The organism is Chryseobacterium oncorhynchi (assembly GCF_002899895.1).
In the GTDB taxonomy this organism is placed as follows: Bacteria; Bacteroidota; Bacteroidia; order Flavobacteriales; family Weeksellaceae; genus Chryseobacterium; species Chryseobacterium oncorhynchi.
Genome location: NZ_PPEI02000009.1, coordinates 25,957 through 41,148, shown reverse-complemented (window position 1 = coordinate 41,148; position 15,192 = coordinate 25,957). Strand labels below are relative to the sequence as shown.

8 protein-coding genes are annotated in these 15,192 nt (G+C 35.2%); all 8 read right to left on the bottom strand.

Annotation, left to right across the window (positions count from 1 at the left end; genetic code table 11):
* Window position 1: 1 nt before the first annotated feature.
* From C1638_RS20660 to C1638_RS20625, 8 genes are read right to left on the bottom strand one after another with little or no spacing between them, the layout of a single operon-like run.
* The gene (locus tag C1638_RS20660) at window positions 2-9,724 is read right to left on the bottom strand and encodes an Ig-like domain-containing protein (RefSeq protein WP_123838409.1); all 9,723 of its coding nucleotides are present in this window, start codon (window positions 9,722-9,724) and stop codon (window positions 2-4) included.
* Between the two features lie 11 nt (window positions 9,725-9,735).
* Window positions 9,736-10,296, bottom strand: a complete 561-nt coding sequence (locus C1638_RS20655; RefSeq protein WP_123838408.1) for a hypothetical protein — start codon at window positions 10,294-10,296, stop codon at window positions 9,736-9,738.
* 5 nt (window positions 10,297-10,301) lie between these two features.
* Entirely contained in the window at window positions 10,302-11,189 is an 888-nt protein-coding gene (locus C1638_RS20650) for a DUF4138 domain-containing protein (RefSeq protein WP_109623826.1), read from the bottom strand.
* 4 nt (window positions 11,190-11,193) lie between these two features.
* Window positions 11,194-11,493, bottom strand: coding sequence for a hypothetical protein (locus C1638_RS20645; RefSeq protein WP_109623825.1), 300 nt, complete (start codon window positions 11,491-11,493; stop codon window positions 11,194-11,196).
* Between the two features lies 1 nt (window position 11,494).
* Window positions 11,495-12,619 carry a conjugative transposon protein TraM gene (gene traM, locus C1638_RS20640; protein ID WP_109623824.1) on the bottom strand — a complete coding sequence of 375 codons (1,125 nt, stop codon included), beginning with the start codon at window positions 12,617-12,619 and terminating at the stop codon, window positions 11,495-11,497.
* Between the two features lie 2 nt (window positions 12,620-12,621).
* Window positions 12,622-13,230 carry a hypothetical protein gene (locus C1638_RS20635; RefSeq protein ID WP_109623823.1) on the bottom strand — a complete coding sequence of 203 codons (609 nt, stop codon included), beginning with the start codon at window positions 13,228-13,230 and terminating at the stop codon, window positions 12,622-12,624.
* A gap of 7 nt (window positions 13,231-13,237) precedes the next feature.
* Window positions 13,238-14,542 carry a hypothetical protein gene (locus tag C1638_RS20630; protein ID WP_109623822.1) on the bottom strand — a complete coding sequence of 435 codons (1,305 nt, stop codon included), beginning with the start codon at window positions 14,540-14,542 and terminating at the stop codon, window positions 13,238-13,240.
* A 4-nt stretch (window positions 14,543-14,546) separates the two neighbouring features.
* Window positions 14,547-15,191, bottom strand: coding sequence for a hypothetical protein (locus tag C1638_RS20625; RefSeq protein WP_109623821.1), 645 nt, complete (start codon window positions 15,189-15,191; stop codon window positions 14,547-14,549).
* Window position 15,192 lies beyond the last annotated feature (1 nt).

Genomic DNA, 15,192 nt, shown 5'->3' with positions numbered 1-15,192 from the left:
TTTATTGCTGCTTTAAAAGTTTAGTACTGAATGTTGTATTTTGAGTTACATTTTTAATAACCACAAGATATGCTCCTGCAGGTTTATTGATTAATGGATTATACCACTTTTTATCAAACGTCACTCCATCTGCAGTCCAGTCAGTATCAAATACACTGATTCCACTTAAACTATATATTCTTAATACTAATTTATCTCCCTGATTGGCCGTAAACTTAAGCCCTAAAAATTCTTTATAAGGGTTAGGATAAATAGTATAATCTGCCGGTGGATTTAAAGTATTAGTTGGGATTGTACTATCTACTTCTTTTACTAAAATTGGCAGCTGATAAGTCAAATTAATAACATCACCATTAACAGAATTGGTCACTTTAAGTTTTACTGAAAACTCTCCGGCATTATTATAATAATGTTGACCTGCTACGGTTTGGTTATTAAATCCGTCCCCATAATCCCATTCTTCATTATACAATGCGTTTACGGGAAGATTTGTTGAGAAAGTGATTACTTCATGCTGTTTCATTACAACTTTGGAAACGCCATTATCAAGGCCAATGTCATTAGTTCTATCATGGGTAATTACAATATTAGGAATCACATAAAGATTGAAATCTTTTGTTTGTTCACAAGTCCCATTAGAAATAACAAGTGTGTACGTTCCTTGATTTGCCTGTGTAGCTGAACTTGTATAAGTATGAGTTGATATGGTACCATTATTCCATCCTCCTCCAGCTGGCGCAACCTGACTACCATTAAATAATAACTTCCATTTAGTATATCCTGATCCATTAATATTAAATGTAATAGGAGAAGACTCTGTAACTGTACTACTATTTGTTGCAAACGTTGATATAATAGGCTTCGCATTGACAGTAAATGATACTGGCAACAATGTCGATGTACATCCATTTGAATTTATAGCCCTAACATACACAGTGTGAGAACCAACTCCGAAAGATGAAGTCTGTAATCTTTCATGAATAGTTCCTGTAATATAGTTAGAACTTAAAAGTAGTGAAGCAGCAGCATCTTCAAACCACTGATAATCTGTGGCGCCACCTGTAGATCCAACAACTATATCTATTAAATCTCCAAAACAATAAGTTCCATTATTACCACTTACATTCAAGTTAGATGGACTTTGCTTAATACTAAATGATACAGTCTGCATCGGTGAATTACAACTTTGATTAGTTGCATAATAATAGAGAGAATGTGATCCAGATTGGAATGTATTACCTGGTATATTAATTTCAGCCCCATTATTTGAAATATACGAACTGTTTAATGGATTAAGTCCATTAGCATCAGTAAACCAACTGAAATTGTTAGAATTACTATTTACTAAAGTAAAATGAACAGTTTCTGTTTGACAATAAGTCGTTAAGCCTGTTAAAGAAGAATTACCCGGAACATCCTTTACAGTGAATGTAATTACAATCGGTTGTGTTTTGCATCCATTGGAATTCTCTCCAACTACTGTATAATTGTATACACCTGCAGGTAAATTAGATGTTGGAATTGACAATTTATAATTGTTTGTTCCAGAAATGAATTGAGGATCTGCTACCAAACCAGTTGCATAATCTTTATACCAAGCATAATTACTTACATTGAATGCCGAGGCTTCAAAAGTTACAATGTTCCCTTTACAAACAACAGCATTATTATTAGTAACTGCTAGATTAGTGGGAGCTGCAAGTATTGTAAACGTAACCGGAGTCAATGATGATGAACATCCTCCTGCGTTTTGGATCTTATAGTACAGTGTATTTGTACCTATTGTAAATAGGTTTCCATCAATAGAAAGTGTATTACCATTATTTGATAGATAAGCCTGATTTAATAACTGCGTTCCAGCACTATTTGTGAACCATGTTACCGTAAAATTATTGGGATTTAACAAGTTAACAATTTTTGACTTGCCCTGGCAAAGGGTAAAATCATTTACATCAGGCGATACATTTGATATACCACTGATAATTACAAAATTTATTGATTTTGGAGTAGTTTGACAACCATTAGCATTCTCACCGATAACATATACATTATGAGTGCCGATTGACCAAATTGCTGGATCAACATTCAATATGCTATTATTAGTTCCGGACAAGAAATTTGGCTGTAATTCTTGTGTTAAATTCACATCAGCAAACCACTTGAATTTTGTTACGTTAACTCCAGTTGCTAAATACTGCTCTGTTCCACCATTTTGGCAATACGTAGTATTAGCCGTGTTCGTAATTTTATTAACCGCTAAGTTGGTTGGCTGAACATTGATTGTAATAGTAACAGGAATTCCGTCCGTATGACAGCCTTGGGTATTAATAGCTCTCAAATAATATGTATTTGTTCCAACATTTTGAGCAGAGAACGTTAAATTTCCGTTCGTATCAACCATAGTTGAACTTAATAAGCTTGAAGGTGCAAAATTAGCAGTTACACTCCACTGATATGTCACATTTGCTCCTAAAGCACTTGGTGTTACTAAAATTTGTTGTCCAGTGCAATATGTCGTATTACCAAAATATGCTATGTTGGTTGGAGTTTCATTAACAGTGAAAGTAACTGGCATTAGTGCGGTGTTACAATTACTTCCTGAACTAGCTTGCAAATAGACTGTATTCAATCCTAAGCTATATTCTGATGCTGCAGGAGTATATGTATTTCCTGAAAACAGTAATCCTGTACCGTTTGCAAATTTATACCACTTATATTCAGATGCATTAGTTGCACCTGCAGTGAATGAAATTGTGGTTCCTTTACAGAATGTTGCTCCGTTGTTAGAAACCTGAAGGTTAGATACTCCTTGTGTTACATTAAATGTCACAGTTTTTGTCGAAGTAACACATCCTGATCCATTTTTAGCTCTTACGAAGTATGTAAAATTACCCGTTGTTGAAGGAGTATAAGAAAAATTCCCACTAGAATCAACATAATTACTTCCTAACAAGGTTGTAAAATTTGAATTCAGACTCCATTCATAGGAAATGTTATTGCCAATTGCTGAAGGAGTAATTAGGATTTGACTTCCTGTACAATAAGAAGGTTGTGCTCCAGATATTTCTAAGTTTGCCGGAGTTTCATTAACGGAGAATGATACCGGGATTGGCGAGGCATTACACCCTCCGGCATTACCAACCTTAACATAAATCACATTGGTTCCCAGTACATACTGTGTCTGGTCTAATGTAATGGAAGGAGTATTAGCAATAACATTCACTCCTGCAGAGTCGGAACTCCATGTATAAGAAGTCGCATTGGTAGCAGAAGCCTGGAAAGTAATTGGAGATCCTGCACAAACCTGAGCATTCTGATTGGTTACAGTTACGTTGGAAACTGCATTACTTACAGTAAAAGTTACAGTTTCCGGGGTCGTATAACAGTTCCCTTGTGATTTAGCTCTTACATAATAGGTAAAGTTACCTGCAGCACTTGGAGTATAAGCCAGATTTCCATTAGCGTCTACAAAAGAACTTCCTAAAATGTTAACAAAGTTCGATGTTGTACTCCATTGGTAGGAAATATTATTTCCATTTGCCGAAGGACTAATAAATACTGGATTTCCGATACAGTAAGTTGCTGAATTTGCAGAAACCTGAAGGTTTGAAGGAACTTCATTAACTGTAAATGCAACAGGAATAAGCGCGGTGTTACATCCTGTTCCATTTGACGCTTGAAGATAGATAGTATTTACACCTATTGAATAATCATTTGGCGTTGGATTATAAATTGTACCATTAAACATAAGTCCTGTACCATTGGAGAACTTATACCATTTATATTCCGTTGCATTAGTAGCCCCGGCTGTAAATGATATAGTTGATCCTTGGCAGAATGTAGCGCCGTTATTAGAAACTTGTAAGTTTGATACCCCTTGAGTAATTAGGAAAGTTACAGTTTTAGAAGCAGTAATACATCCAGCTGGATTTTTCGCTCTCACAAAATATGTAAAATTACCTGTAGCTGTAGGTGTGAATGATAAATTACCATTAGAATCTACAAAATTACTTCCTAACAAGCTCGTAAAGTTAGAATTAGAGCTCCACTCATAGCTAAGATTCGTTCCTATTGCTGACGGTGTGATCATGATCTGGCTACCGGTACAATAAGAAGCTTGTGCTCCTGATACTTCTAAATTAGTAGGGCTTTCATTAACGGAGAATGAAACCGGGATTGGAGAAGCGTTACACCCTCCGGCATTGCCAACCTTAACATAAATCACATTGGTTCCTTGTACATACTGTGTTTGGTCTAATGTAATGGAAGGAGTACTAGCAATAACATTCACTCCTGCAGAGTCGGAACTCCACGTATAAGAAGTCGCATTGGTTGCAGAAGCCTGGAAAGTAATTGGAGATCCTGCACAAACTTGAGCATTCTGATTCGTTACAGTCACGTTCGAAACTGCGTTACTTACAGTAAAAGTAACAGCCTCCGGAGCCGTATAACAGTTGCCTTGTGATTTAGCTCGTACATAATAGGTGAAGTTACCTGCAGCACTTGGAGTATAAGCCAGATTTCCATTAGCGTCTACAAAAGAACTTCCTAAAATGTTTACAAAGTTCGATGTGGTACTCCACTGGTATGAAATATTATTACCATTAGCTGAAGGTGTAATAAATACTGGATTTCCAATGCAATAAGTCTGGGTGTTGCCTGACACTTGTAGACCAGAAGGAACTTCATATACAGTGAATGTAACCGGCATAAGAGCGGTATTACATCCGCTTGTATTAGATGCCTGCAAATAAACCGTGTTTAGTCCAGTAGTATAATCATTCTGAGTTGGAGTGTATGTTGCACCGTTAAATATAAGTCCTGTTCCATTCGAGAATTTATACCATTTATATTCTGTCGCATTTGTCGCACCTGCAGTAAAGCTTACCGCAGTACCTTGACAAAAACTCGTTCCATTATTAGAAACCTGTAGGTTAGAAACTCCCTGTGCAACCGTAAATGATACTGATTTTGTTGGTGTTACACAAGATGTATTATTTTTAGCTCTCACATAAAATTGATAATTTCCAACTGTTGTCGCAATAAATTTCAGGTTCCCTTGAATATCAACATATGCTGTATTCAAAATGTTTGTGAAATTTGAATTTGTGCTCCATTCATAGATTAATCCATTTCCTGTTGCCGAAGGGGAAATCAATATTTCCGTCCCTGTACAGTATGTAGGTAATGCTCCTGTTAATTCTAAATTAGCCGGACTTTCATTTATTGTAAATGTAACTGGCATAAGAGCGGTATTACATCCTGATCCACTTGATGCTTGGAGATAAATTGTGTTCTGCCCAATAGTATAGTCCGATATCGCAGGGCTGAAAGTTGCCCCGTTATTCAATAATCCTGTTCCATTTGCAAATTTAAACCACTTATATTCAGAAGCTCCGGTAGCGCCGGCTGTAAATGATATAGTTGATCCTTGGCAGAATGTTGCTCCGTTGTTAGAAACCTGAAGATTAGATACACCTTGGTTTACACTAAACGTCACAGTTTTTGTCGAAGTAACACATCCTGTCGTGTTTTTAGCTCTAACATAATAAGTAAATGATCCGTTTGTAATTGTAGCAAAATTTAAATTCCCATTGGTATCTATAAAACTACTGCCCAGTAAAGTTGTGAAATTGGAATTGCTACTCCACTCATAGATAAGATTTGCGCCTGTTGCGGATGGAGTAATCATAACCTGGCTACCGGTACAATAAGTAGCTTGTGCTCCTGAAACCTCTAAATTAGTAGGGCTTTCATTAACAGAGAATGAAACCGGGATTGGAGAAGCGTTACACCCTCCGGCATTAGCAACCTTAACATAAATCACATTGGTTCCCAATACATACTGCGTCTGGTCTAATGTAATGGAAGGAGTATTAGCAATAACATTCACTCCTGCAGAGTCGGAACTCCATGTATAAGAAGTCGCATTAGTAGCAGAAGCCTGGAAAGTAATTTGAGATCCTGCACAAACCTGAGCATTCTGATTGGTTACAGTTACGTTCGAAACTGCGTTACTTACAGTAAAAGTTACAGTTTCCGGGGTCGTATAACAGTTCCCTTGTGATTTAGCTCTTACATAATAGGTAAAGTTACCTGCAGCACTTGGAGTATAAGCCAGATTTCCATTAGCGTCTACAAAAGAACTTCCTAAAATGTTAACAAAGTTCGATGTTGTGCTCCATTGGTATAAAATATTGTTCCCATTAGCTGAAGCAGAGATTAATATCGGATTTCCGATACAGTAAGTTGCTGAATTTCCAGAAACCTGAAGATTTGAAGGGACTTCATTAACTGTAAATGTAACCGGCATAAGAGCGGTATTACATCCACTTGCGCTTGAAGCCTGAATATAAATAGTATTTTGCCCAATAGCATAGTCGGTTATTCCAGGGCTGTAAGTGGCCCCATTATTCAATAATCCTGTTCCATTTGCAAATTTAAACCACTTATATTCGGAAGCGCCGGAAGCGCCGGCAGTAAATGATATAGTTGATCCTTGGCAGAATGCTGTACCATTATTAGAAACCTGAAGATTAGATACACCCGTACTAACAGTAAATGTAACAGTTTTAGAAGCAGTAATACATCCAGCTGGATTTTTCGCTCTTACAAAATATGTAAAATTACCAGTATTAGCGGGTGTGAATGATAAATTTCCATTGGTATCTACAAAACTACTACCCAATAAAGTTGTGAAATTTGAATTACTACTCCACTCATAGATAAGATTTGCGCCTGTTGCGGATGGGGTTATCATAACCTGGCTACCGGTACAATAAGAAGCTTGTGCTCCTGATACTTCTAAATTAGTAGGGCTTTCATTAACGGAGAATGAAACCGGGATTGGAGAAGCGTTACACCCTCCGGCATTACCAACCTTAACATAAATCACATTGGTTCCCAGTACATACTGTGTCTGGTCTAATGTAATGGAAGGAGTATTCGCAATCACATTCACTCCTGCAGAGTCGGAACTCCACGTATAAGAAGTCGCATTGGTTGCAGAAGCCTGGAAAGTAATTGGAGATCCTGCACAAACTTGAGCATTCTGATTCGTTACAGTCACGTTCGAAACTGCGTTACTTACAGTAAAAGTAACAGCCTCCGGAGCCGTATAACAGTTGCCTTGTGATTTAGCTCGTACATAATAGGTGAAGTTACCTGCAGTACTTGGGGTATAAGCCAGATTTCCGTTAGAATCAACAAAAGAACTTCCTAAAATGTTTACAAAGTTCGATGTAGTACTCCACTGGTATGAAATATTATTACCATTAGCTGATGGTGTAATAAATACTGGATTTCCGATACAGTAAGCACCACCATTTCCTACTACCTGAAGATTTGTAGGAGCCTCATTAACAACAAACGATACAGGAATTAGCGCTGTATTACATCCTGTTGAATTTGAAGCTTGAACATACAAAGTATTTTGCCCTATTACATATTCAGTAGAAGTTAAAGTATATGTTGGTCCAGTATATAGTAATCCTGTACCGTTTGCAAATTTATACCACTTATATTCAGATGCATTAGTTGCACCCGCGGTAAATGATACGGTAGAGCCTTTACAAAAAACAGCTCCGTCATTAGATACTTGCAAATTGGTAACTCCTTGTGAAACTGTAAAAGTGATCTGTAATGGAGCTGTAGTACATCCATTGGGTCCCTTGGCTCTTACATAATAATTATATGTCCCTGTATTTGAAATTGTATAGCTTAACCTACCTTGAGAATCAACAAAAGAACTCCCTAAAATGTTTACAAAGTTTGAATTCAAACTCCACTCATAAGTAAGAGAAGAACCTACTGCAGATGGAGAAATTAGAACTTGATTTCCAGTACAATAATTATTTAGGTTTCCCGAAACCTGAAGATTTTCAGGAGATTCGTTTACATTAAATGTTACAGCTGTCATTTGTGAAGAGCAGCCATTTCCGTTAGATGCCTGTACATAAACAGTATTTGCACCAACAACATAATCTGCAGGATCTGCTGTATATGTACCTCCATTTGTTAATAATCCTGTTCCATTTGCAAATTTATACCAGTTATAATTAGTGGCATTATTTGCCCCTGCAACGAAACTAATAACTGATCCTTTACAAAACGTAGCCCCATTATTTGAAACCTGGAGATTTGCAACATTTTGATTTACAGTAAAATTTACAGAAACGAAAGTAGATGTACAAGAATTATCTCCTTTAGCTCTCACATAATACTGATATGTTCCAGGTGTCGTCGGAGTATAGTTCAATCTACCCTGAGTATCTACTAAAGAAGGATCAAGAAGGTTTACAAAATTCGAATTTGTACTCCACTCGTAAGTAAGATTAGTTCCGATTGCTGAAGGAGTAATCAGAACAGGGTTTCCAGTACAATATGAAGTAGAAGCTCCTGCAACTTGTAAATTCTTAGGAGTTGCCACAACATTAAATGTCACTGGCACAAGTGGAGTTGTACAGTAGCCCATATCACCTCGTGCTCTTACGTAAATGGTATTAGGCCCATAAGACCAATCCGTATTATATAAATTCAATGTAGTGGCGGTTCCAAGGGATATAGAGGCGTTTGCATCTTTGTACCATTGGTACTGTTGGCCATTAGTTGCTCCTGCAGTAAAACTTACAGTTTCAGTATCACAAAATGTTTTACCATTATTTAAAATCTGAAAATTTGTAATTTCAGGATATATATTATAAGTTACATTAAGGGGTTGAGTGAAACATCCATTTGGAGCTTTTGCTCTTACATATAATGATTGTTGCCCTGTTGAAGATGGAATGTAAGACAGTCTTCCTTGACTATCTACCTGCGAACTACTTAAAATATCTCCCGGAGCAAAATTTTGAGTTGTACTCCATTCATAGACTGAAACATTTCCCACTGCAGATGGAGTAATGAGTATAGGAGCATTAACACAATAATTCTGCTGATTTCCTGTAATTTGTAAGTTAGTTGGTCTTTCGTTTACAGTAAAATTTACTTTTTTTACTTTTGAACAACCAGTAGCATTTGTCACTTTACACCAGAATGAATTCTGACCTAATGAATAATCAGCTGGCTTTAAGGTTAATGTATTATTTGAAACATTATTTCCACTATAAGGAAATGAAAGCGCTGCATCTTTATAGAACGTGACAGTTTCATTCCCAAGAGCTGCTGTCTGGAATACTGCATTATCCCCAAAACAAACAATTGCGTTTTCATTGGTAATATCAAAAGCAGGTTTATTAATTACATATTCTATCGTTTTTGAAGCATTATTACATGCATATTGAATAAAATTAATCACATAAACAGACCTAACTGTTAAAGTTGCTTTGATTGTTATCTTCGCATTATAATTTAGTCCTTGACATATAGCAGGATCAACAATATTTGCAACTGAGTTATTACTTATCATATAAGGACTATTGGGTGTCTGAACCCATTTATCCCCTCCCCATGCTTCATTATAACCCTGTGTCTGATATATAGTTTTTACAAATACATCGTCGTAATAAAGATCATATTTTGCTTGAATCTCAGTTGATGGATTGCCTGAGCAACCCGCCATTGAAATTGATGCATCAACATTTGTTAACTGTACAGTTAATGTATTCGGATTTGACGTATCTAAAGGCCAAATATGTACTGTAAAATCATTAACGTAGCTATTCTGAGCTACCAATTTTAATCCTGTAAATAAAAAGATTAAAATAAATAATATGTTTTTTTTCATAATTGTATAATTTATCTCCATAAATAGTATCGAACACCTATTCCGTAGTCAAAACGCCAATATCCTAATTTATCTTTAGAACCATTAACGGCATAATATTGACGAAAATTTCCAACAAGACCTATACGGTCAGAGAACCTAAATTCTAATTGCCCACCTCCATTCACGTAGAAATATTGGGGATAAGGATCAATTAAAATAGTTTGTCCTTTAACTTTCACTGATTCATATGCAACGCCAAGCATTAAGGCGAAATTGAATCTATGGAGAAAGGGATCATCATATCTGGGTGAATAGACAGTATAAGCTACATCTATGTTTCCCTCCAGAATATCTTCCTTGTAAGATCTATACTGAAACTTCCGATAAGTTGCTCCAGCTCTTACAACCAAAAAATCGTTCAGATAATATCCGAACATCAGTCCTACTCCTTTATTTCTCTTCCCAATATTAACAGAAGGTTCAATTTGATAATTCCCCTGTTGATGGTTTGTGAGATTACTATATCCTGCCTGAGCAGAAAATAGAGAAGAAATAAAAAAGGCTAGTAAGAAAATTTTAATTTTCATCATTTAAATTATTTTATTTCAAGTTTTACGGGTTGATTGATGATAAAGTATGGAACCCCGACAATAAAATTCCTGGCACCACCTTTTTCTTTAAGTTCGATTAAAAATTCTTCGGTTTTGTTCATTGAGAAAGTAGGAAACTCAAAGATTAACACCTTTTTTTCTTTAGCATTAACACGATCTGTCTCATTTAAGAATCTATTATAATTAACCTCTCTTTGTGTCTCTGTTACATTCCTTTTCTTTCTACTCTGGATACTAAAAAAGAAATGTTCGATTTCAAAATCCAGATCTGAAGTATTATCAATTTCAAATTTTAGATAGAACTTTCCGTTGTAAACAAAATGGGCAAGAAACTTAAACCACATACCTGTAGTATATTCCCTTGAAGGTTTATATGCTTCCCCTCTTTTCAATACTGCTTCAACTAGCTTTAAATCTGAGTCTTTCACATTTTGAAGCGAATTTTTATCTGTAGAATTGTTGGAAAATCTTTTATCGCTTGATCCAGTTTGAATAACTGGCTTATTAATATTGGATTTTGTACCTAAGTCTTTTACACCTCCAATGGCACTCTTTAAATCTTTTTCCAGAAAAGTTGTTTTCTTAGGATTTTCATTATACTTAATGATTGGATTGTAAATATTAGATTTTGTCTTAATAAACAAATTGGTGATAATAAAATCAGCCTGGGGAACAATTGATTGGAGAATCAATACATTGTCAACATTTTTATTTTTAACCTGCAGATCTCCAGTTCCCGGTTCTACTAAACTAACTTCTTCATTAAATATGATTTGTGTAGTTTTAAATTGATTTATTTCAATCGTATCAGACAATTGCGAAAAGCAGAGTACATGAATCGATAGAAATAGTATTGTAATAAGTTTATTCATATCCTCAGTTTATTATTTTTCGTAATAATTTTAAAAACCCCACAGTAGTTGCAATTGCAGTAAGCATAGGTATTCCTAATAACCCACCGTGTCGGATCACTCTAAAAAACGTTACATCGGGCTCTGTAAAGTATTTATATAATTCTTGCGAATCGGTAGAAACGCCACTGCTGTAAATAAGAATTATCACCCCAAAAAAGAGTGCCCATGAAATTGCGCTGATGATAAAAAGAGCCAAACAGCACATCATCTCAGTTAGTAATCTATTCCTGGGAACCAATAAAAATTTTTCAATTTTTTTCATACTAATTTTTAGATTTTAAGTAAATTTTGTGACCATCATTGAGTTGGATACTGACAGATTTATTTCTACCACTCATTACTGAAGTTAGAATACTTCCCACTCTACCGAGTCTACTTGAAGCTTCTTGGTTTATTTGATTCTCAGCTTCTCTACTCATAGATCCAACAATGTTTTCTTGTTTTATTGGAATTCCCTGCTCCCCGGTTCTGTAATCATAAACAATAAGGTTTACCGGGTAATTCCTTCCTTTATAAGAAATATTTGGAACTGTTATTGTCAGTCTATTTTGGCCAACATTAGCAATTCCATAAATGAATGCATCAGTTCCAATTGTTGTATTATTGATATATAGTTTATCAAGGAGAACAATTCTTACCGAAGTATTGTTGGAATTGATTTTTTGATTGTTATAAATCTGAGCTGTTACAGTTATTCCTTGATCACCAGAGGCGGATCCCTTACTGTATTTACTTGCAATAGCCAATTGTAATTTTTCTTCCTTTGTAAGCTCTTTTTGCTGTGATTGGGTTACCTGTTGATTATTATAATCTACGGTTGAAGCAGATGGATTATCAGGATTATAGGATCTTGTATAAGTTCCAATTACTGGAACGTCCCTCACTGGCTTGGAACTCGTAACAGTAGTTTTATCTGTTGTCCAATCGGAACTATTCCCATTGGGATTGTATTTTCTCCTTGAATAATTATCTGAAGAGCTTGCTGAAGGAACATATGTATCAGAACTTTTTTGCATTTTTTGTATTGATGCTTGCCGGTTAGCCATATACTCGTTTAAAACAGCATTATTATCTTCCTGCATTTTATTTTTTTGTACCACACTACCTCCTAAAACAGTTTCGGAAGTCGCTTGTACCTGTACAATACTATCTTGGTTTTGTCTGGTATAAAACTCTGTTTTTTCAACCCCTAAAGAAGCTGTGTCTGCTGGAATTATTCTCCCGTTAATTTGATTATCCTTATCTATAACACTAGGTTTTGCATTACTTTCATTATAAATGTAGAAGCCAATTATTCCGATAATGAATAAACCAAAGAAGATACCTGCTCTAATTACTTTTTGTTTTAGAACAGGATCCGATTTTATTTTTTGTAAAAGATCTTTCATAGCTATTTTATTGCTTCGTCGGATTTCAAGTTGAAATTCCTGATTAAAAATCCATATTCATTATTGTCGGTTGAGATACCTGTTCTCTGTATTTCTCCGGTTGTAATGGTTTTTCTAAAGAAAGTGGTTCCGCTTCGTACTATCTTTAATTTGCCATAGTATGTAAATGGAGAGGGGTTAAGTGAATAATTTACTCTGATGCTATCCGTAAGCATTAGGCTAAAAAAGTTTTGTGAAACTAAATCATTGTAGAAATTATTTGTCTTTAGTGCATCTATTAAATTAGCTGCAGACTTATCAGACATTACCATAGCTTGGTTAAGCTGTTTATTAATATTTGTTGGATCCGGGACTTGTTCATAAATCAACTTATTCAGCCTCTCGATTTGTTTTTTTGCAAGAATATCGTAGGAATTTGTGATATCTGTTGATTTCGCTTGAACTAAATTATTATCATTTACAAGAACATAGATGTTTTTTGAACTTGCAACCATAGCATTATTGGCGTAAACAAGTGAAATAATTGAAATTACTGCAGCAATTACAAAAGCACCTATAATTACAATTCTATATGTTTTTTCTCGATTTCGAATGGATGTTAACTCTTTCATAAAAATGTTATTTCTTAAGTTTGGAAGCGACTTGTAATGCAGTTGAGGAACCACCAGTAGCAACTCCTGCTCCTATGCTTGCTCCAGTAGATATTGCTTTCCCGGACATTGACATTGCGTTCATTCCAGATAAAGAACCTAAACCTCCTGCTATACTTGCTCCTGCTCCATTAATCAAAACACCAGCTGCAGATGTTGTAAGGGAAACTGCCTGGTAGGCACAAATTATTGCAACAATCGAAAGCCATACAATTTGGCCCCCGGTCATTGAACCCGTTACCATTGTTGCAGAAATGATTGATAGAATAAAAGCTATTATTGAATTAAATATTGGGATCCACAATAAGATATGGACTAAATTAAGCATGAACGTTTTCCATGTATTTTCAAAACCAGGAATAAAGGAAGTCAAGAATACCAGCTTTGTTCCAAGTATCATAACGGAAAGTAGAATTTTAACCATCAGGGTCATGACAAAAACCGGAATAGCAAGTACTGCAGTGATCAGAACTCCGAAGAAAGAGAAATATGCATATTTCCCTATATTCCCCGCATAAAATGCAGCTTGTTTTCCGTAAAAATCTGTCCTGTTTCTAATTATTGTCCCAGAATCCAATAACCCTCCTCCATCTGTTGTAAGAGAAATATATTCGGTTTCAAGAGTTTTAAGCTGGCTTACAAGATTTTCATAATCAAGAGCTATTTGTTCATCAAGTTCGGCATTGATTTTATTTCCTATATTAGAAACTGCAGAAGTATTAATACTTGAATTAACAGAAACTAGTTTAGTAACCAAAGTGTCTGAAAATAAGAATAGCACTAAAATTCCAAAATAACTGAAAAAACCAGTAAATGCTGGAACATTATCATATCGTTCAGTTTTTAGATAATGCTTTCCTATTTTTATTGCACAGCCTATACAGGCTAAAATGGTTAAAACATTTGTTATTCTGGAGAACATTTGAGTATTTCCGAAAGTAGAGTTTGCTATTGTTTGAGTACCTGCTACCTGAGCCTGAATGATATAATTTATAATGTATTTAACTATATCTAAGAAAGAAAAAGAAGTCAAATAGAAAGTACTGATGTTAGCTAACCCTCCCCCTGGCACACCTGTAATAATTGTTTTGACATCTTTTAAAGGCAACATAGGGGATGAAGACGAACCATACTGAGCAAAAAGTCCGGTATAACATACACAAATAGCCAATACACCAAGACTTACTTTTTGTTTGTTTGAAATTTTAATATCCAAACCTCTTTTTAAAGGGGGTTTCTGATATTTAAAATTTCGTAAGTATTTTAAATTCATGATCTTAATTTTTTACATTAATTTTCTGAAGCACTTTGTTCGCATTATTTTTAAATGACGACGAAGATTTGCTTGCTGCTGCTGCGGCATTGGCAGATCCCTTTAAACTATTGACCATTCCTAAAACTGAAGAAAGAGTATTGTCAATGTCTTTAAGATAATTTCTCCTTTCATTATTATCCATTCTGTAAGAATTATCTGACATTAAGCTTACGGCCATGTCTACAATTTGCCCGGTACTCTGTAATAATGAATAAGCCTGACTCATAATATTACTTCGTTCTTCACCTGATATTCCTGAAGAATTCAACGATGAATTAATTTGTGAAATAGATTGGATTACTTGATTCTCCTTTTTTAGGATATTTTTTATTTCCATCCCTTGTTTTAAATAGCCGGGAACTTTCCAGAGAAGACTCTCCTGGTCTTTAGATAAACCTAATTGGTCTAAGGTGTTTTTTTGAGTATTTACGGCTTCTACTTTTTGAGAACTAGCTGTACTATTAAGTGTAGCTAAGTTTGAATTTAAAGTGGCTATTTGAGTATTTAGATATACCAAATTTGCATTCGCTGCAGCGTCAGTTACTGGAATCTGTGAGTAACAGTAATTTATTAGTAAGACGCTAAAAAGAAAAAATATTTTTTTCATA

Excerpts from the sequence above, each read along its gene's own strand:
- C1638_RS20630 (WP_109623822.1), bottom strand. The coding sequence starts at position 14,542 with ATGAATTTAAAATACTTACGAAATTTTAAATATCAGAAACCCCCTTTA.
- C1638_RS20635 (WP_109623823.1), bottom strand. The coding sequence starts at position 13,230 with ATGAAAGAGTTAACATCCATTCGAAATCGAGAAAAAACATATAGAATT.
- C1638_RS20645 (WP_109623825.1), bottom strand. The coding sequence starts at position 11,493 with ATGAAAAAAATTGAAAAATTTTTATTGGTTCCCAGGAATAGATTACTA.
- C1638_RS20660 (WP_123838409.1), bottom strand. The coding sequence starts at position 9,724 with ATGAAAAAAAACATATTATTTATTTTAATCTTTTTATTTACAGGATTA.
- C1638_RS20655 (WP_123838408.1), bottom strand. The coding sequence starts at position 10,296 with ATGATGAAAATTAAAATTTTCTTACTAGCCTTTTTTATTTCTTCTCTA.
- traM (WP_109623824.1), bottom strand. The coding sequence starts at position 12,619 with ATGAAAGATCTTTTACAAAAAATAAAATCGGATCCTGTTCTAAAACAA.
- C1638_RS20625 (WP_109623821.1), bottom strand. The coding sequence starts at position 15,191 with ATGAAAAAAATATTTTTTCTTTTTAGCGTCTTACTAATAAATTACTGT.
- C1638_RS20650 (WP_109623826.1), bottom strand. The coding sequence starts at position 11,189 with ATGAATAAACTTATTACAATACTATTTCTATCGATTCATGTACTCTGC.